This is a genomic window from Rothia mucilaginosa, from assembly GCF_901875305.1.
Lineage (GTDB): Bacteria > Actinomycetota > Actinomycetes > Actinomycetales > Micrococcaceae > Rothia.
In genome coordinates this window covers 275,592-294,443 of record NZ_CABFLY010000002.1, presented here as the reverse complement: position 1 = coordinate 294,443, position 18,852 = coordinate 275,592, and the positions used below count along the sequence as shown (strand labels likewise).

Below are 18,852 nucleotides of genomic sequence, written 5' to 3'. Positions count from 1 at the left end.
GGAACGAGGACGATAACCGTCTTTCCATGCGGAGCAAAGCTGAGCACCGTCTCTCCAAGCAGAGCCGCGCATCCCGTGCGGAAACCCCGAAGAGGCAGTGAGCCTAGTGGCCCGCCTCCTGCCAGGACTTACCCCAGCCGACCTGCACATCCAGAGGAACGCGCAGGCTGGCGGCACCGCTCATCTCCTCGACGAGCACGCGTTCAGCGGCTTCACGCTCGCCGGCGGCAACCTCAAGGATGATTTCGTCGTGCACCTGCAGCAGCATGCGGGTCTTCAAACCCTCCTCGCGCAGGCGGCGGTGAATGTTGATCATGGCGATCTTGATGATGTCCGCGGCGGTGCCTTGAATCGGGGCGTTGAGAGCGGCACGCTCGGCGGCTTCGCGGCGGGTACGGTTCGGCGAATCCAGGTCGGGCAGCACGCGGCGGCGGCCGAAAATGGTTTCGGTGTAGCCGTCCTGGTGCGCCTGCTTGAGCACGCCGCGCAGGAAGCGACCCACGCGTCCGAAGCGCTTGAAGTAGTTGGTGCGCAGCTCGCCCGCCTCGTCGGAGCTGATGTTCAGCTGCTTGGCCAGGCCGAAGCGGGACAGACCGTACGCCAGGCCGTAGGACATGGCCTTCACTTTGGAGCGCTGCTCGGGGGTGACATCCTCGGGGGCGACGCCGAAGACTTCGGAGCCGACGTAACGGTGCAGGTCCTCCCCCGCTTCGTAGGCCGCGATGAGCTTCTCGTCGGCAGCCAGGTGCACCATGATGCGCATTTCAATCTGCGAGTAGTCGGCGGTGAGCAGACCCTCATACTCCACGCCGTCGATGGGCTCGGGAGCCACGATGAAGGCACCGCGGATGCGGCGGCCCTCCTCTGTACGAATCGGAATATTCTGCAGGTTCGGCGCGGTAGAGGAGAGTCGGCCGGTGGATGCGACACCCTGCTGGAAGGTGGTGTGCACGCGTCCGTCCTCGGTGGCGGCCTTCTGCAGGCCCTCGACGGTCTGGGCGAGCTTGATGTTGTCGCGGTAGGCGATGAGCGCACCCAGGAACGCGGCGCCGTCGGATTCGGGCGAAATCTTGGAGAGCAGCTCGGTGACGGATTCGGCGTCGGTAGAGTAGCCGGACTTAATCTTGCGGGTGTGCGGCAGGGCGAGCTTGTCGAAGAGCACGGTCTGCAGCTGTTTGATGGAGGCGAGGTTCAGCGGCTCCTCGCCATCCTCGGTGACGACCTCCTCGCCAATGATGGCGCGTGCGGCGTCCTGCGCCTGGTTGGCTCGTGCAGAGAAGGTGTCGTGTAGCTCGGTCAGGAGCGCATCGGAGACGGCGATGCCGGCCTGCTCCATGTCGGCAAGCACGTACAGTAGCGGCAGCTCAATCTCTTCGTAGACCTTCAGCTGGCCGTGCTCTTCCATTTCGTAGTGCAGCAGGCGGGCAAGTTCGTGAATAATGCGGCTGACCTGGGTGAAGTAGCGCAGGTTCTCGACCGGTTCGGTTTCGCCGGGCAGGCTGAAGAGGGAGGGTTCTGCCTCGTCTTCTTCGGGCTGGAAGACCAGCTGCGCGTAGGGGTCCTTGGGGATCCACAGGTAGCGTTCGGCGAGGTCTTCCATGCGTTCGGAGAAGAGCTTGCGAGTTGCGGTGGGGATGAAGCCGCACATGTAGGAGGACAGAGCAGGGTCTTCGACGGCGCCGGCGAGTTCGTAACCGTAGGCGCGCAGGAGTTTGCGCTGAACCTTGAGGTCCATGACGATTTTTCGGGCGGCTTCGTCGGAGAGCCAGGCGGCGAGGGCGGCGTCGAGTTCCGGGTCGATACTGCGGGTGTCAATCCAGAGGCTGGTGCTCTTGCTGGTGAGGAGCACGCCGAGCAGTTCGGGGTTTTCTTCGGCGGCGCGGATCTTGGTTTTGGTGACCTTGACGGCGGGTGCGTCGCCGATGGCGGGGCGTGCTACGGGCAGGTTGGTGACCGGGTAGAGGGTCACGGCGCCTTCGAGGCGTTCGGGCACGGGGACGAGTGCACCTTCGGGGGTTTCACCGTAGTTCTCTTCGGCCGCGGCGGCGCAGAAGGCACGGAAGGCGACCGCATCCGTGGCCTCCTGCGGTGCCTCGACGGGGATGGGTGCGTAAACCGGGCCGGCGGGGACCTTCTTGGCAGGGCCCTCCTCCCCCGCCTCTGCGGCGGAACTGGTAGCACCTGCGGAACCGGCGGCGCGCACGATGGGGCCGAGGGTGTCGGCGGCACGCTTGCGGATGGTGCGGAACTCCACCTCGTCGAAGAAGGTGTTGAGTGCATCCAGGTCGGGGGTGAAGGCGGTGTCTTCGAGGGTGACGTCCAGGTCGAGGTCGTTGACGAGCTGGTTGAGGCGACGGTTGCGCACCACGTTATCCACGTTTTCGCGCAGCGCCTCGCCCTTCTTGCCACCAATCTTGTCACGGTTGTCGAGCACGCCCTGCAGGGAGCCGTACTCGCCGAGCCACTTGGCGGCGAAGCCGGGGCCCACACCGGGCACACCGGGCAGGTTATCGGCCTGCTCGCCGGTGAGGGCGGCCAGGTCGGGGTACATGTGCGGGGGCACCTTGGCCTTCTTTTCGATGGCGGCGGGGTCCATGCGCTGAATACCCTTGGAGGGGCCGGTGGTGACCGGGTAGAGCAGGGTGACCTCGTCGGTGACGAGCTGGAAGATATCGCGGTCACCCGAGAGGATAAGGATCTTGTAGCCGGCTTCGGTGCCGCGGCGGGTCAGGGTGGCGACGATGTCGTCGGCCTCGTAGTTTTCGTAGGTGAGCGCGGGGATGTTCAGCGCGCCGAGCATCTTCTTGATGAGGTCAATCTGGCCGTTGAAGGCTTCAGGAATGGCGTTGCGGCCGCCCTTGTATTCGCCGTATTCGGCAGTGCGGAAGGTGCCGCCGGGCAGGTCGAAGGCAACGGCGATGTGGCTGGGCTGGTTGTCTTTGATGATACTCAGCAGGGTGGAGAGGAAGGCGTGCACGGCCTCGGTGTGCTGGCCGTCGCTGCGCACGAAGATGTGCTGGCCGGTCTTTTCGGCCATGGTGTAGATGCCGAAGAAGGAGCGCAGGGCCAGGGAGTGTCCGTCAATGAGCAGGAGGGTGTTATTCGCAGTAGTCACCCCTCTAGTGTATCGATTCCGGTCCCGCGGGTTTCGGCGCGGGTCACCCCCGCCGCACGAGGTGCCGGCGTTGTACCGTATGGCGGACTGCCCGTGTGAGTGGGAAGAGTTTTACCTCATATATAAGTACCGGTGGGGTGTGTTTAGTGAGTTTTTCTCACAAATATTGTGCCCCAAGACACTATGTGAGGTGGATAGTAATACAGTTTCCGGATAATATATAACCTTAATTATCGCCTCCAGCGTAGGAAACCCCCACACCCCGTGCATTCACAGGCAAAACCCTGCCCAGAATTCACACGCACACACGGTGAGGGCACCCTGCGCTCCACACACAACAAACCCTCATTTAGGAACCCATGAAGGTACTCAAAAAAATCCCCTTGATCCTGTGGATTGCAATCGCAATCGGCACGGGTGTGCTCATCGGTCTCTTCACCCCTGGAATGGTTAGCGGCATCAATGACGCCACCGGTGCAGCCATCCCCACCGACCTCATTGTGCAGCTCTTCGTCTCCTTCTCTACCGTGTTCAGCGCCTTCCTGAGCTTCGCGATTCCGCTGATTATTATCGGCTTCATCGTGCCCGGCATCGGTTCCCTCGCGCAGGGTGCTGGCAAGATGCTCGGCATCACCGTGGGCCTGTCGTACCTCTCCAGCATCCTTGCTGGTTTCCTGGCGCTGGCCAGCGCACTGCTGCTCTACCCCATCATCCTGAAGGGCCAGCAGCTCGCCTCCTTCGATAACCCCGAGAATGCACTCTCCAAGGGTTACGTCTCCTTCGAGCTGACCCCGATTATGGGCGTGCTCAGCGCACTAATTCTCTCCTTCATCCTGGGCCTGGGCATCACCGCACTGAAGACCCGTGCGATGCTGAACCTCTTTGAGGACTTCCAGGTCATCGTTGAGAAGATGCTCAGCTACGTGATTATCCCCCTGTTGCCCGTGCACATTTTGGGTGTGTTCGCGAACATGACCCTCGCCGGTCAGGTGGCAAAGATTCTCACGGTCTTCATCTTCGTCTTCCTCATGATTTTTGCTCTGCACTGGATTACCTTGACCCTGCAGTACTCGGTGGCTGGCGCAGTCTCTCACCGCAACCCCTTCAAGATGCTCAAGACCATGCTCCCGGCATACTTCACCGCAATCGGTACCCAGTCTTCGGCTGCGACCATCCCGGTGACCGTGCGTTCGGCAAAGAAGGCTGGCATCTCCCCTCGCGTGGTGGACTTCGCCATCCCGCTGTGCGCGACCATTCACCTCTCCGGCTCCATGATTACCATTACCTCCTGCTCGGTGGCAGTGCTGTTCATGACCGGTCAGCACCCCGACTTTGGCTCACTGATTCCCATGATTCTGGTACTCGGCGTGATGATGGTTGCCGCTCCCGGCGTTCCCGGTGGTGGCGTGATGACCGCAATTGGCCTACTGCAGTCCATGCTCGGTTTTGATGAATCCATGATTGCCCTGATGATTGCTCTGTACCTGGCTCAGGATTCCTTGGGCACCGCGACCAACGTGACCGGTGACGCGACCATCGCAACCCTGACCGAGCACATTTCCAAGGCAAGCGGTACGAACCCCGATAAGGAAATCCGCGACGAGGACATCGAAAAGGCAGAAGCCATCTCCGCCTAATCCTCCCCGCCCATACAGCGTTTTTGGCCCCGTCTCCCCCGTTCGGGAGGCGGGGCTGACGCGTACCCGGAACCTCCCCCGCAGATCAACACACCAAAAACCGAGGAGTACACTGGAAGTCATGACTGAAAACAACACGCAGCACGCACCCGTCCGCGCGGCGGCACCCACCACACTCACCCCCGAGCAAATCAAAGCCCAGCTAATTGAGACCGGCGTTCCCGAGCATCTACACTCTTACTTCCCCCGCGGCATGGGCGAGCTGATCCCCGCCATGGGCATCAAGTTCAAAGAGCTAACCGCCGAACGCGCCGTCGCCACCATGCCGGTTGCCGGCAACACCCAGCCCATTGGGTTGATGCACGGCGGCGCTAATGTAGTCCTGGCAGAGACCCTCGGTTCGCTAGCATCCGGCGTGCACGGCGGCGAAGACCTCGTAGCAGTCGGCGTGGATATCAACGCCACCCACGTGCGCCCGGCAGTCTCCGGCCTGGTCACCGCAACCTGCACCGCAGTTAAGCTGGGACGTACGCTGTGCATCCACTCCATCGACATTGTGGACGAGCGCGGCCGCACCACCTGCACCGCACGCATCACCAACATGCTCATCCCCCGCCCCAAAGCCTAAGCTAAGGTAGAGGGAACTCCCCCAACGAAAGGACGACCATGGCCCGCGAGCGCACCCCCTATTTCAAGCGCTACCCCAAGATTGTGCGTGCCAAGCGCATTATTCTGCCCATCGCCATCGGCGTGATGCTGGTGTGCTTGGTGACCGCCATGAATAACCCGGGATCCTTCTGGTGGCTCGGCGTCATGCTGGGCACAGTTGGTATGCTCTGGGCTGGTTCGCCCACCGCGCGTCCGCTCAACGGCCCGCAGGACTCCGACGACGAACTCAACCGTTACCTGCGCTAAACGGCTTAACCCGCCGCGACGCGCAAACGCAATCCATCATATATAGCGCAAGCGCCCCGACCTCCAGCTTCATTGTGGGGGTCGGGGCGCTTGTTAACGCCTTGCGTGTGTGCCGGCAAATCTTAGTGTTTGCCTCGTCTCTTTAGCCTGTCGTGCGTGTGCTTTCAATCGGGTTTCTCGTCACTTGAGAAGTGCGCAAAAGCACGGGTCAAAGGGGATAACACCCGAGGATATTGACGCGTATTCGTCCTTGGTCGTCTTGCGCGTTGCCATGGCAGTGCACCGAATCGCGTTGTTTTGAGTGGCGAGATGGGAGCCGTTTATGCGGAAAGCTGCTTGATGATGGTATCAGACACCTCGCGCATGGACAGTCGGCGGTCCATGGAGGTCTTCTGAATCCAGCGGAATGCCTCCGGTTCGGTCAGGTTCATCTTGGTGATGAGCAGGGACTTAGCGCGGTCCACCAGCTTGCGGGTTTCGAACTGGTCACGGATGGTGCCCACTTCCTTCTCGAGCGCGCGAATCTGCTCGTAACGGCTCATGGCCACCTCGATGGCCGGAATCAGGTCATTAGGGGTGAAGGGCTTGACGACGTATGCCATGGCACCCGCATCCACTGCGCGGTCCACAAGTTCTTTCTGGCTAAAGGCAGTCAGAAGAACCACGGGGGCTATCTGTTCCCTGGTGATTTCCTCCGCAGCGGTGATGCCGTCCATAATTGGCATCTTAACGTCCATGAGAACCAGGTCGGGGCGGTGCTTCTGAGCGAGCTCAACGGCGGTCTTACCGTTATCAGTCTCGGCAACAACGTCGAAACCCTGGTCCTTCAAAATTTCGACAATGTCGAGGCGAATCAATGCCTCATCCTCTGCCACGACGACGGTGCGAGCCGGAGCCTGCTCCTCCGCCTGGTTCTGAGTGGTCAGCTCTGACATTACTCTATCTCCTTTATTAAATTTCAATCATTTCAAGTCTACAGGAGTAGGCAAAAGTTCATCTACTATCCCACGAGTTCCGTTACATGTTCTGTATGTGCGTAACACAACGCATACATTTTGCACTGAACTGCATATTTTGTTTTATACTTCCAATAGAACCCTCAAGAGACAATCCGCGATTACCCATCCGAAGCCCAAAAGAGCAAGGCCGGAACCTACAACAGTAACCGGCATAAACACCCACTCAAACACCACATGCGGCTCATTTCACGGTGTTCGCAGACCCTCTCATAAGGCCTCGACCTGCAACAATACCCGTCTTTGACAGGTACGCATGTAATAAACCAAATATTTGTCCAGAAAGTCCCTCACCTGCCCCCGGAGGTCGATACACTGGAATGGATATTCTCTTCGACTTCTCCGGCACCCGCATTTGACCGACCATACCCGCATACCCGGAGGGGACACATGTCAATCACCCGACAAACACGAACCCTGTACTCCGACTTCGTCGAATACAAGGAACTCGATCGCGCCACCCTATCATCGATTCACCCCGGAATCCTCGTCATCTTTGACTCCACCGCATTGGCTAGCCTCTACCAATACCCCGCTCGCCTCAGCAACGAAATCATCCGTGCCTTCTCACAGCTACGCGGCCATGCTTTCCTCCCCCACCAGGCACTTAAGGAATTCTGGGCGGCCCTCGACGGTACCTCCCCCGTACCGGCAGCCGCAGATCGTGTGCGCTCCGCCCTCGCATCCTTCAAAGAGACCCTCCCCGAAGAAAACAGCTCCCCCTGGAGTGCTCTACGTTCCGTCACCCACCAGCTGGACCACTCCATCGCCCAGATCATGAGGATTCTCGAACCCACCACCGATACCGGTTCCATTAACGTGGCCCGCCGCGAAGATGACACAATCCTCCCCCGCCTCAACCGCCTCTTCACCGGGCATGTGGGGGCGGCCCCCAGCCCGGAACGTTACAATCAGCAGCTCGCCGAGGCTGTAAAGCAGGGCCACCCGCTTCTGCCCAGCACCAGCTTTGACGCCGATTTTGCGTTGTGGACCCAGTGCCTTGCCGAGGCATCGACCCGCATGAAGGGTACCGACTGCGTTTTCGTGACCGCCGGGGTGCGCGACCTGTGGCTACGCAATAGCGCGGAGGTGCGTGCCGCCTCTGCCAGCGGCACACCGGTGCGTCAGCTCGCTAACCGCCAGCTACTACGCGAGTACGCGCAGGTCACCGACGGCGGTGTGTTCCGTATTTACACGATGGAAGAAATCCTCAAGCTCGCTTCGCACCAGTACGGTGTGACGGTCAGCGACGCCACCTACCATGCGATACGCACCGAAGAACCCGTCGCGGTGTAATCCCCCCCCCCCAACTCTTAACCTCGAGAAGCCACATGTGTTTCGAAAAGCCACATTTTTAGTGGCTTCTCGAAACACATGTGGCTTCTGAGCGTCTACCAGCGGGAGCACCCGGCAGGGTATCTGCCGGGTCAGGCTGTCTGCAAATTCGGGGTGCTTGCAGGGTGTGAAAACCTAGCTCTACTCCCCGCGGTTGGCGCGGTAGAGCTCCGCTGCACGCTCCTCCGAGGATTCGTCATCACCGAGCATCAGGTAGCACAGGTACAGGGTGAAGGCGGCACGGCGGTCATCAGCGAGCGCATCGATTCCTTCGCCGGGCAGGGCGCTAAAGGCGATAACGTCGTGCGCCTGCGGCAGGGCGGCAATCAGGTGCGCGGCGGTTTCGTAGCCGTCCTGGTTGCCGGGCAGGACGACGCTGTGCGGCTCCGAGTTAGCCTCGGTAGCGCTGGCACCTCCTGTTCGACCGGCGGAAAAGTCAGCCTTGAGGACCTCTTCAACACGGCGAACCAGGTCGGCATCGGGCAGGGCGTCACTCTGCGCTGCCGCGGCAAACGCAACGTGGATGCTGTGCAACGTCTCGTGCGGGTGCTCGCCCGCGTAACGTCCGGCGGCGAGAGCATAGCCGGTCAGCAGCTGCGCCTCCGGGGCGGTGAAGGTACCGCGCGCCTTACGCAGAGCGGGTAGCAGAAGCTCAGTGAGGAGCGGGTGCAACGACTCGGGAGCAGTTTCAATAGCCTCCTGCAGGTACTCTTCTGCATCCGCAGTAGGCTCAGCGTTGAGCAGGGTTAGGAATGCTTCTTCGGGGGCATCCCAGAAGCGGGCGATGAGCACGAGGGTTGCAGCGAGCGCGAGGAGCTCGCGATAGTCGCCGGAACGGTCGGCGCCGAAGGTGTCAGCAACAACGCTGGCGAGCATACGTGCGGCGATGTTCTCGAGAACGAACTCGTCGTAGGCGTTGGTGACGGGCCAGTTGGCGGGGTCGGGCAGGTAGGTTTCGTCCAGGTAGCGCAGCACGGGTTCGAGGGGCACGGGCACATCTGCGGCAAGGCCGGGGCAGCACTGCTCAACCCAGCTGTTCACAGTAGCCTCATCGGCGATACCGGTAGCTTCAGCGAGCTGGGCACGCGAGAGACTGTACGGTGCAACGAGTGCGGCGAGGTCGTCGCAGGCGCCGTTGGAACGGTAGGTGGGCTGGTAGTTAGCAGTGGGGAGGGTTCCGGGGAGGGTGGCTGCCATGGTGGCTCCTTCGCTGATTTGTGGGGTGAATTGGGTTGTACGGTGTGCGATGCCCGGGACCGTTTGACGGGTTGGCGCATCTTCTAATTTCAGAATATCCCAGAGCTTCACATCGTGTGCTGCCTGTCGTCATTACCCACCTGCTAACCGCGCATTAACCGCGAGAAGCCACATGTGTTCGCAACACATGTGGCTTCTCGGCGTAAGAGGGAGGAGTTAGAGGCTCAAATCCTCCAGGTGGGCGAATACCTCCCCCACTAGACCCTCAAACTCTTCAGAAGAGTAGCCAAGCTGCGGGCGGAACTTAAGGAGCTTACTGCGGATCTGCACCTTCAACGTAGCCTTGCCGGTGTTATCCGCCGTATCCAGAGACGCAGCTCCAATGACAGAGTCCTTCAGCTGGTGAGCCAACATTACCAGCTCATCTTCCTCCAGATTCTGGCTCAGAACATCAACGGCGCACAGCTCGTCAAAGACCCGTACTTCCTGGGCAGACAGGCCCAGACGAGAGCCACGTTCCCCATCATGCTCCGCCTCAAACGCCAGTGCACGGATAGCCTGCAGTAAATCCTTCAGGTCCTGAGTGCTCTTCTGCTCCAGGGAGTTATAGTGCTTCAGCAGCTCCTCAAGACGCTTCATGAAATACACAACGCGCACCTGCTGCCCCTTCAGGGAGCTCCGAATCTGCATGGTCACCACATCAGCCACGTTCTGCGCCACCAGGGAGGCAACCTCCAAGTCAGAAAGACGCTCGATGGCGTCATCAGTCAGCATGCGCAGGTCGATGATGGTCTCACCTTCGTCATCCGCCGCGATGATGCTGGTTCCGTTGCTTTCCACGGATTCGTTGAAGAGCCGTGCCATCTGACGCTTAATCTCTTCAGGGTTTGCAACGTGGCCGTAAGCGCGGTCCGTCAGGCGGCGGTTCTTCACGCCCTTGTGCACTTCGCGCAGGAATTCGAGTCGCGCAATCATGGCCTGGGTCAGCACCTTAGCGATGTCGGGCGTCTCCCGGACGGGAACGAGCTGACGGTACAGGTCAATCACAGCGCCCAGATTCTTAGAAATCTGAGTCCCTCCGCCCTGGGCTGAGCGTTCTGCATCCTGCTCGTAACCGAGGACCTTATTCTGCAGTCGAATCAATGCATGGGTGTATTCCTGCGGGTGGTCATCGCCGTTGGCGTGGGCTTCAGCCACGGCGTACCAGTCGGTCCCCAGGTATTCGGTGAGCTGAGCGTAGGTATTCTGAAGGGCTTCCAGGAGCTTCAGCGCGCGGGTGGTCGGGTCGAAGTTGACTTCTCCTCGGCCAGTTGCGTACTGACTCAGCGCCTTATGCAGGTTGGTGTGCATGGGCATGAAGCTAACAATCAGGCCGGACTGCTTGTTCTTGTAGGTGCGGTTAATGCGGGCGATGGTCTGCATCAGGTTGTGTTCCTTCTGTACGCGGTCCATGTACATGGTGTGCAGTACAGGCGCGTCGAAGCCGGTGAGCAGGCGGTCGGCCACGATAATGATTTCCAGCGAATCTTTGGGGTCCTTGATGCGGCGCTCCACCTCGCTGGATGTTGCCCTGCTACGGCGGAAGGGGGCGAGTTCTTCAGGGTCGCCGGTGGTACCAGAGATCAGCACCTGCATGCGGCCGGTCTTGATGTCCTGTGCGCCGCCTTCGGGGGCCCAATCGGGGCGCAGCTCCGCAATCTTGTGGTAGAGTCGCACGGCGTGCTCACGGCAGGAGGTGACGACCATAGCCTTGCCGGTCTGGCAGTTCATCTCGTCACGCATGTACTCGCGGCGTTCTTCCCAGTGCTCCACGATGTTCTTGGCGACTTCGCTGAGACGCTCTTCGGAAACCAGCATCTTCATGACCGTGGTCTGTTCGAGCGTGGTCTGTGCGGCGATTTCTGCTTCGAGCAGGTCATAGAGTTCGTCGAAGGACTTGCCTGCCACTTCAGCTTCTTCAGACTTGCTCATCTTGACGTGGCGCAGCTGGTAGAGCAGCGGCACCGTTGCCCCCTCTTCGACGGCGCGGTCGAAGCTGTAGGTGTGGATGTAGTCACCAAAGATGGCTCGGGTGCTCCGGTTTTCCTTGTCGATGGGGGTTCCGGTGAACGCAATGTACTTGGCGTGGGGCAACGCAATGTTGAGGTTGTGCGCGTAACCTTCGAGGGTTTCGAAGTGGGAGCGGTGCGCCTCATCAACCATGACGATAATGTTTGAGCGGTCGGAGAGCTGCGGGAACTTCTCGTCGTTTTCTTCCAGGCCGAACTTCTGCAGGGTCGTGAAGAAGATACCGCCGGCCTGAATGTCGTTGAGGCGGTTCTTGAGTTCGCGGCGCGATTCGAACTGGATGGGCTTCTCGGGGAGCACGCTTTCGGCGCTCTTGAAGGTGGTGTAGAGCTGGCTGTCCAGGTCGGTGCGGTCGGTGACCACGACGATGGTGGGGTTGTGCAGTGCCTTCTCGCGCATGGCGGCGCGGGCGAAGAAGAGCATGGAGTAGGACTTGCCGGATCCCTGGGTGTGCCAGACGACGCCTACCTGTCCCCTGCCGGTGTGGGTCTTCACGGCGCGGTCGAGTGCTTCACGTACGGCGTAAAACTGGTGGGCCTTGGCCAGGATCTTGGCATGGGGCTGGTTGTTGTTGTCCGTGCCGGTACTCACGAAGAGGGTGAAGCGTCGCATCATATCGAGCAGGATGTCGGGGGTTCCAAAGGCCTGTACGATGCGGCTGAGCTGGGTGCTGAAGTGGCCGTGTTCGTCGTCGTAGGTGCCGTTGGGGGTCTCTGCGCCATCGGCGTCGTAGTTCCACTGTGCGGTGTGTGAGAGCGGGGTGCCGATGGTGCCGTAGCGTGCTTCGTCGGGCTGGCCCATGATGGTGACGATGTTGTAGGTAAAGGCCTGCGGGATTTCGCTCTGGTAGGTGACCATCTGGTTGTAGGCTTCGCTGAGCTTCTTGCCCTGGTCCTTGAGCTCAATAATGCCTACGGGCAGGCCGTTGCAGTACATGACGACGTCTAGGCGGTAGGTGCGGCCGTTGAAGATGACGGTCACCTGCTGCGCGGCCAGGTAGGTGTTCTGGTCGGTGTTTTCGGAGATGATCTGCAGGTTGCGGGTGCGCAGGGTGCCGTCGGGGGCCTTCGTTTCGACGGGGATGCCGGCGCGCATCTGGTCGAGCGCATCCTTGTTGTCCTGTACGAGGTTGCCGTTACGGCGACGGGTCAGGGTGGTGTAGGCCTTCTGCAGCTGGTCTTCGGTGGCATCGGGGTTGAGGCGGCGCAGGGCGTCCTTGATCTCACCGGGGATAAGTAGTGATTCGTTGGATTCGCGGCCGTGGCGGAAGGCGCTGTAGGTGGGCAGGATTGAGTTCGGCTTGCGGGTTGCGCGTTCGCGCTCGGTGTAGCTGGTGCCGGGCTGAATGCCGGTGCCGTTGGTCAGTTCCCAGCCGAGGTCGTTGAGCTGGGAGAGGACGGTCAGTTCCCAATCCTTTTCGGCCATTGTTTGTTCCTTTCGGTCTGTGGATGCTCTCTGCGCGCGGCATCCTATGGTGCTTGGGGTGCCGGGCTCCTTCGCGTGGTGAGTTAGTGGTTCGCGGTGTTGCGGTGGGGTGCTCGGCGGTGATGTTTCTAGAATGCCTGATTTTTTGGGTGTGGTGTGTGCGGGGTACTTTACCCCGGGGTAAGCGAAACTTCGTGGTTTGGGTGGTCTGGTTTCGATACCCCGAGGTGGCCTTGTTGGGGTGGGTGAGCGGGGATGGGTTAGTCGGGTAGTTCCATCGGGTAGCCGAGCGGGGTTTCGATCTCGGGTTCCCCGGTGACGGCTAGTCCCAGTGCTTCGGCCTTTACTGCTCGCAGGATCCGGGCTAGTTCTTCTGCTTCTATGTTCTTTCGGGTGACCGCAACGTGCTGGGTGGAGCGGATGTCGAGGCGGTTGTCCATGAGGTCGCGTTCGTAGCGGCTGCGGACGGCCCGTATCTGGTGTAGGGCTTCGGCGAGGGCAGCTTCGGCTGTGTCGAAGGCGTTGAGCTGGTTGGCCAGATAGCGTGCGACCGGGTGGGTGGTGGGCGCATCCCCGTTCCCCTCGGCGGTCGTTTCTTCGGCGGCGGTATTTGCCGCGCCTCGGGGTTCCTCGATGGGTTCGCTGAACCATTCGAGGTCGTTGGTGCGACCGGCGAGCGCGTCGATGTAGGGTAGCGGCTTCTTTTCCCAGCCTTTGAGGTTTGCGGCGGTTTTGCGTTTTTCGGGGGCCATGTGGGTGCTGATGCCGAACGCGGTTCCTTCGGTAAGGCCGCGTAGTAGCGCTTGCAGAAGGTGCGCGAGTAGCTGGGCGCGTTGGCGGTATTCGCGGGTCGTGTGGGCGTTGGATTCGCCGGGTGTGTAGCGGCTGAAGCGCAGTACGGTTAGGCCTTTGTCGATGGCTTCTCCTCCGTGTTCGCTGAGGTAGACGGCGGGGCCTCCGTGGGTCTGGTCGTAGGAGGGGTAGACCACGATGTCGTTGGCCTGGGTGAGGTGAATGGTGTCATTCAGGTTGAAGGAGCGCAGGTAGTGGCCTTCAGCGGGTAGCACTCCGTAGCGGGAGTAGTGGCCGAGGGTGTGGGTGTCGAGAACGCGAATGCGCTGTAGGTTGCCTTCTAGGTCGCCGTAGTGTGCGTCGTGTATCTGACGGCCGGTGATTTTGGTGAGCACTTTTTCGGTGTTTACGAGGTGGGCGATGGTGATGTCGTGTTCTTCGCCGCGCGGGATGGATTGCCGGTCTTCGGGGGTGCGCAGGTGCGGTACGTCTACGTTGAGGGTTCCGGGTAGGGTTTCGAGCAGTGCGGGTAGTTTTCGGGTGAGGCTGGTGAGTAGGCTCAGGCTTTCTACGGGGGTGTTGGTGGAGGCGGGGTTTGTGAATAGTTCGTCGAAGGAGGCGTTTTTGAGTGCGTTGGAGGCTACGATGACGCCGCTGCTGATGTCTTCGGAGGTGATTTCGCCGCGGGTGAGGTAGCCGCAGGCGGTTTCTTGGATTTGTGCGGCTGCGGTGGTGAGTCCGGGCGTTCCGGTGTGTTCGGTCTGCTGGTAGAGCGGCATGTCGTCGAGGGAGCCGAGGTAGACGGATCCTTGGGGTTTTTCACCGGTGTTGAATACGTGTAGGAGGCCTAGGCCGAGGCGGGTTCTGGTGTTGACTTTGAGGTGTTCGGGGCCGAGGTCGATGACGGCGCGCAGGCGCATGCCGTGGTTGAGGGCTTGTATCTCGGAGTTTTCGAGGAAGTTGTCGTGTTGGCTGTTGTTGCGCTGGTCGGCTTTGAGGTGCCGGCCGAAGCCTGCGAGTACGTCTAGGGGTGCGAGGACGGCGAGGTGTTCGCCGGGGCGTAGGGGGTAGCTGATGGTGCCGGTGAGGCTGATGTTTTCGTCGACGGTCATGGCGAGGTTTTCGATGGCGTCCCAGGCGTCGTTTTGTTGTGCGGCGAGGTCGTCGGGGCCGCCAGCGGGGGTGTCGAGGGGCAGGATGAGCAGGTGGTTAGCGGGGGCGTCCGGCAGGGTGGCTTCGGGTTCGGGGATGGCGGTTTCGGGGGTTTCGGCGTGTGCTACGCGGTTGGTGGTGTGGGTCTGTTGTGTGGCCCAGTGTTCGGCGCGGTAGAGGTCGGCGGCTTGCTTTTCGGTGGAGTCTTCGTCGTCTAGGAGTAGGTAGCAGAGGTAGAGGGTGAACGCGTCGCGGCGTTCTGGTGCTAGGGCGCTGGTGGTGCCTTCGGGGGCGCTGAAGGCGATGGCGTGGTGGGCGTGGGGCAGATGGGCGATGAGCTGTGCGGCGGTTTCGTAGCTGCCGTAGCTTCCGTGCAGGATGAGGTTGCGTTGGCTGGGGTGGGTCCATCCGAGGGCGTCGTCGTCGTGGGTGGCGTAGGAGCCGGCGTTGAGAAAGTCTGCGACGTAGCGGGTGAGTTCGGCGTCGGGTAGGGCGTTGGTGCGGTCTGCTGCGGCGAGTGAGGTGTGGATGCTGTTGAGGGTTTCGTGGGGGTGGTTGCCGGCGTAGTATCCGGCGGCGAGGGCGTAGCTGGTGAGGAGGTGTGCCTGGTGGGTGGGGTAGGTTCCGCGGGCGGTGTGCAGGGTGGGCAGGAGCAGGTCGTTGAGGATGTCTCGCATGACGTTGGAGGTTTTCTTGATGGCCTGCTGTAGGTGTTCTTCGGTTTCGTGGCTGGGTTGGGGGTCGAGTAGGGTGAGGAAGGTTTCGTTGGGTCCGTCCCAGTAGCGGGTGAGGAGTATGAGGGTTGCGGTGAGGGTGACGAGTTTGCGGTAGTTGGCTCCGCTGAAGGTGGTGGCGACGGCGCGGGCGAGCATGCGTGCGGTGATGTTTTCGAGGATGTACTGGTCGTAGGGGTGGTTGCCGGGCCATTTTTTGGGGTTGGGCAGGTGCGTTTCGTGTAGGTAGCGCAGGATGGGTTCGAGGGGTACGGGGGTGCCTTGCGGGAGGTTGGGGCAGCACTGTTTGACCCAGGTGTTGATGGTGGGTTTGGTGGCGATGCCGATGGCTTCGGCGAGTTGGATGCGTGAGAGGCTGTAGGGGGCGACGAGCTGGGTGAGGGCCTCGTAGGTGGTGTCGTTGGGCTGGTATGTGGGGTGGTTGGCGGGTGCCATGGTGCTAGCTCCTTTGCTGAGGCGGGGCGTGACATGGGTGATTGTGAGGTAACGGGGTGGGGTGCCCTGCCCGGTGGGTGTGGACCGGCCGGGCAGGGCGGATGCGGTGCTCCCTTAGCGTCTAGCCGATGAGGCGCTTAATGAGAGCGTCGCGGGTTTCAGCGAGCTGAAGGTTCTCTTTTCGGAGAGCTTCAATATATGAAGTAATACTGCGAATCTCGCTCTGATTACTCAGGTCAAGAATCTTCGAATTAAGAATATCTGTGGGGCGAACTCGCTGATGACTGGTGGAGGTTCCAGAAGCCATATCTGCTAGGTTTTGAGATATTCTCTCTTCGCTACAGGCAGCCCAAAGATTCGCGATATCAACATTTTCTTTCGGAGTCAGAACGATGAATTCCGTCGAGGCATAACTCTTGACACCTTCTTCTGGATTAACAAGCCAAATTCTGGGAGTTCCAGGGTTCAATTTAGAAAACAGAACACACGGTTTGTCAATTATAAATTTGTTGCTCTTAATGGAGTTAGCTTCTTCTAATCCAGGAGTTTTCCCTGAGTCATAAGCAGGCAAACTATAGTGGTGAATTACGCCATCCACGTGTTCACGCGGCAACTCTTGATTTTTCTCATGAACCGCTAAATCTTTAATTGCTACTCGCTTTATAGAATCAAATTTCGATATTTTTTTAATCATTGTATGAACATAATCTTCCATGGTCTGAATGAGTCGGGTGTTTGCTTCGATTTTGTCGTCGAGCGAGCCCAAAATCCTGGCAATCCGTTCCTGCTCTTCCAGAGAGGGAAGCACAGCTTCTTGAGACTCAAATGTCACCCTATTTAATCCGGGAACAGCAGAATCTGTGTTCATTTCCGAGAACTTATAAGTTTTAAGCAGGTAATACAAATACTTAATATTTGTCTTATCTGTACCGGCCGTATAGAAAGTTGTATCAATGGGATATGCGGGGCCTTCACTCCACGTAATCGAACCAATAGTCCCCTTGCGGCCAATAATAATATTTTGCCCATCAATAATAGCTTCATTATGGCTATCGATAAGACCAGCGGAACTATATACAGGAATATCACCCGGAATACGTTTAGAAGCCACTAAACTTTTCCCATAAGTCAACGGAGCTATATCCCCCAGCTTGACGATAGTCCACCCAGCCTCACGCTGAGCGTCCGACAGTACAGCCACTACAGTTCACCGCCCTCAAGGTCCAGCGAGGCCAGATGCTCGCGCACCACCGCACCCAAACGCTCCGACTCAGCGAACTGCTCCAACAGCTGCTCACGCAAATCGGCAATACGCGCATCCAGCTCCTGAGCGCTCTCAACCTCAGACACTGCACTGCCCACATAACGGCCCGGAGTCAACACATAATCCTGCCCCCGCACATCCTCAAGCGACGCCGAGAAGCAGAAACCCGCCTCATCCTCATACACGCCAACTGTCGGCTCCTCGCCAGCCTTCACCAGCGAACCGTCCGCATGATACATCGACGGCATACCACGCCACGCACACCACGTATTCGCAATCTTCGCGATATCCTCCTCAGAGAACACACGCTCAGTACGAGACACCATATGACCCATCGAACGAGCATCCATAAACAGAACCTGACCCGAACGGTCCACCGAACCATTCACACCGGCAAACTTATCCTTCGACAGCAACCACACGCACGCCGGGGAACTCGTCGTCGTAAACATATTTGGCGGTAGCACCAGCACCGCAGCCACAGCATCGCCCTCAACCATGGCGCGACGAATACCGCCCTGACCGCCAGTATCAGCAGTCAACGAACCATTCGCCATCACCACAGCAGCCGAACCCTTCACGTCCAGCTTCGACCACACATGCTGCAACCACGCAAAATTAGCGTTATTCTTCGGCGGAGTACCAAACACCCAACGCGGGTCATCCTCAACCCGGTGCCACTCCTTAATATTGAACGGCGGATTCGTCAACACATAATCAAAAAACTTACCGGGGTGCGAATCCTCCACAAACGTATCACCCCAACGGTCACCCACCGAACCATCAATACCGTGAATCGCCAAATTCAGACGCGCCAAACGCCACGTCGCCTGATTACGCTCCTGACCATACGCCAAAACACGCTGCTCGCCCTTACTGCGGCTCTCAAACACACCACCGGCACGATGCACAAAATTATTCGACTGCACAAACATGCCACCCGAACCACAGCACGGATCATACACACAGCCGCTCATCGGCTGAATCATACCCACCAGAGTATTCACCACAGTCGTCGGCGTGTAAAACTCGCCACCCTTCTGACCCTGCGCACGAGCAAACTTACCCAAGAAGTACTCGTACACGAAGCCCAGAACATCCTTCGACGAAGAATGTTCGCCGTCACGCACCGCCGCAAAATTCGCGTTCGACAGCAAGTCAATCACCTGCGCCAAGGTACGCTGCTCCACCTTCTCGCTCGCATACATAGGTTCCAAGGCACCGCGCAACTGCGGGTTCTCCTCCATGATCCTATCCATAGCGTCATCAACCAGCTCACCCACACGGTCACCCTTCGCCTGACGCACCAGGTCAGACCAGCGAGCACCAACCGGCACATAGAACGCATGCTCAGAGTGGTAACGGTAAGGAACCTCCATCTCCTCAGCCAGGATCTCACCCTCCAGGTGCTCATCCTCAACCAGCTTGTGCTTCACCTTCTCCCGCGCCGCCTCAAAAGTGTCACCAATATACTTCAGAAAGATGAGGCCCAGCATGAAGTCACGGTAGCCGCCAGACTCCATAGAACCGCGCAGAATATCCGCAGACTTCCACAGCATCTCCGCCAACTCAGCCGGAGTAGTCGGGGTTTCCGCCCCCTTAGACGCGGGCTTTTTCGCCATATTCGTACCTTTCAATGACACCGGGGGCAACCCCCGAATGTCCTCAATGAGAGTGTCTAACCTTTTCTATTATCCCTGCTGGCCAAAGATGAGACCGCCCGGCCGGTTACATGCCCCCTCCTTTCCCCCTCTACCGCGAAAAGCCA

Annotated in this window: 11 protein-coding genes; 4 read left to right on the top strand and 7 right to left on the bottom strand. The window is 59.5% G+C overall.

Features of this window, described 5'->3' with window-relative positions; genetic code table 11:
- Positions 1-103: 103 nt before the first annotated feature.
- On the bottom strand, positions 104-3,115 hold the full coding sequence (polA, locus tag JX292_RS03360) for a DNA polymerase I (RefSeq protein ID WP_204861441.1): 3,012 nt from the start codon (positions 3,113-3,115) through the stop codon (positions 104-106).
- A gap of 359 nt (positions 3,116-3,474) precedes the next feature.
- Between polA and JX292_RS03355 the strand changes: the two genes are divergently transcribed.
- The 3 genes from JX292_RS03355 (at position 3,475) to JX292_RS03345 (ending at position 5,667) form a co-directional block, all read left to right on the top strand.
- Complete coding sequence (locus tag JX292_RS03355; protein ID WP_204861440.1) at positions 3,475-4,752, top strand: dicarboxylate/amino acid:cation symporter; 1,278 nt, start codon at positions 3,475-3,477, stop codon at positions 4,750-4,752.
- Positions 4,753-4,873: 121 nt separating this feature from the next.
- Positions 4,874-5,380 carry a PaaI family thioesterase gene (locus JX292_RS03350; RefSeq protein ID WP_204861439.1) on the top strand — a complete coding sequence of 169 codons (507 nt, stop codon included), beginning with the start codon at positions 4,874-4,876 and terminating at the stop codon, positions 5,378-5,380.
- A 38-nt stretch (positions 5,381-5,418) separates the two neighbouring features.
- Positions 5,419-5,667: a hypothetical protein gene (locus tag JX292_RS03345; RefSeq protein WP_204861437.1), complete on the top strand. Its 249-nt coding sequence runs from the start codon at positions 5,419-5,421 to the stop codon at positions 5,665-5,667.
- 320 nt (positions 5,668-5,987) lie between these two features.
- Here JX292_RS03345 and JX292_RS03340 read toward each other — a convergent pair whose 3' ends face one another.
- On the bottom strand, positions 5,988-6,602 hold the full coding sequence (locus JX292_RS03340) for an ANTAR domain-containing response regulator (RefSeq protein ID WP_204861436.1): 615 nt from the start codon (positions 6,600-6,602) through the stop codon (positions 5,988-5,990).
- A gap of 471 nt (positions 6,603-7,073) precedes the next feature.
- Here JX292_RS03340 and JX292_RS03335 point away from each other — a divergent pair, with 471 nt between their 5' ends.
- Positions 7,074-7,979: a PIN-like domain-containing protein gene (locus JX292_RS03335; RefSeq protein WP_204861435.1), complete on the top strand. Its 906-nt coding sequence runs from the start codon at positions 7,074-7,076 to the stop codon at positions 7,977-7,979.
- Positions 7,980-8,159: 180 nt separating this feature from the next.
- Here the strand turns inward: JX292_RS03335 and JX292_RS03330 are convergent, their stop codons facing one another.
- The 5 genes from JX292_RS03330 to JX292_RS03310 form a co-directional block, all read right to left on the bottom strand.
- A complete protein-coding gene (locus tag JX292_RS03330) occupies positions 8,160-9,215 on the bottom strand; it encodes a glycosyltransferase (protein ID WP_204861434.1) in 1,056 nt (351 codons plus the stop codon).
- Between the two features lie 216 nt (positions 9,216-9,431).
- Positions 9,432-12,707 (bottom strand): type I restriction endonuclease subunit R, encoded by a 3,276-nt coding sequence (locus JX292_RS03325; RefSeq protein ID WP_204861433.1) that lies wholly within the window; start codon positions 12,705-12,707, stop codon positions 9,432-9,434.
- Between the two features lie 260 nt (positions 12,708-12,967).
- Positions 12,968-15,820 carry a hypothetical protein gene (locus JX292_RS03320; protein WP_204861431.1) on the bottom strand — a complete coding sequence of 951 codons (2,853 nt, stop codon included), beginning with the start codon at positions 15,818-15,820 and terminating at the stop codon, positions 12,968-12,970.
- 121 nt (positions 15,821-15,941) lie between these two features.
- The gene (locus JX292_RS03315; protein WP_204861430.1) at positions 15,942-17,021 is read right to left on the bottom strand and encodes a restriction endonuclease subunit S; all 1,080 of its coding nucleotides are present in this window, start codon (positions 17,019-17,021) and stop codon (positions 15,942-15,944) included.
- Positions 17,021-18,706: a type I restriction-modification system subunit M gene (locus JX292_RS03310; protein WP_204861429.1), complete on the bottom strand. Its 1,686-nt coding sequence runs from the start codon at positions 18,704-18,706 to the stop codon at positions 17,021-17,023. The genes JX292_RS03315 and JX292_RS03310 overlap by 1 nt, the downstream gene beginning before the upstream one ends.
- Between the last annotated feature and the right edge of the window lie 146 nt (positions 18,707-18,852).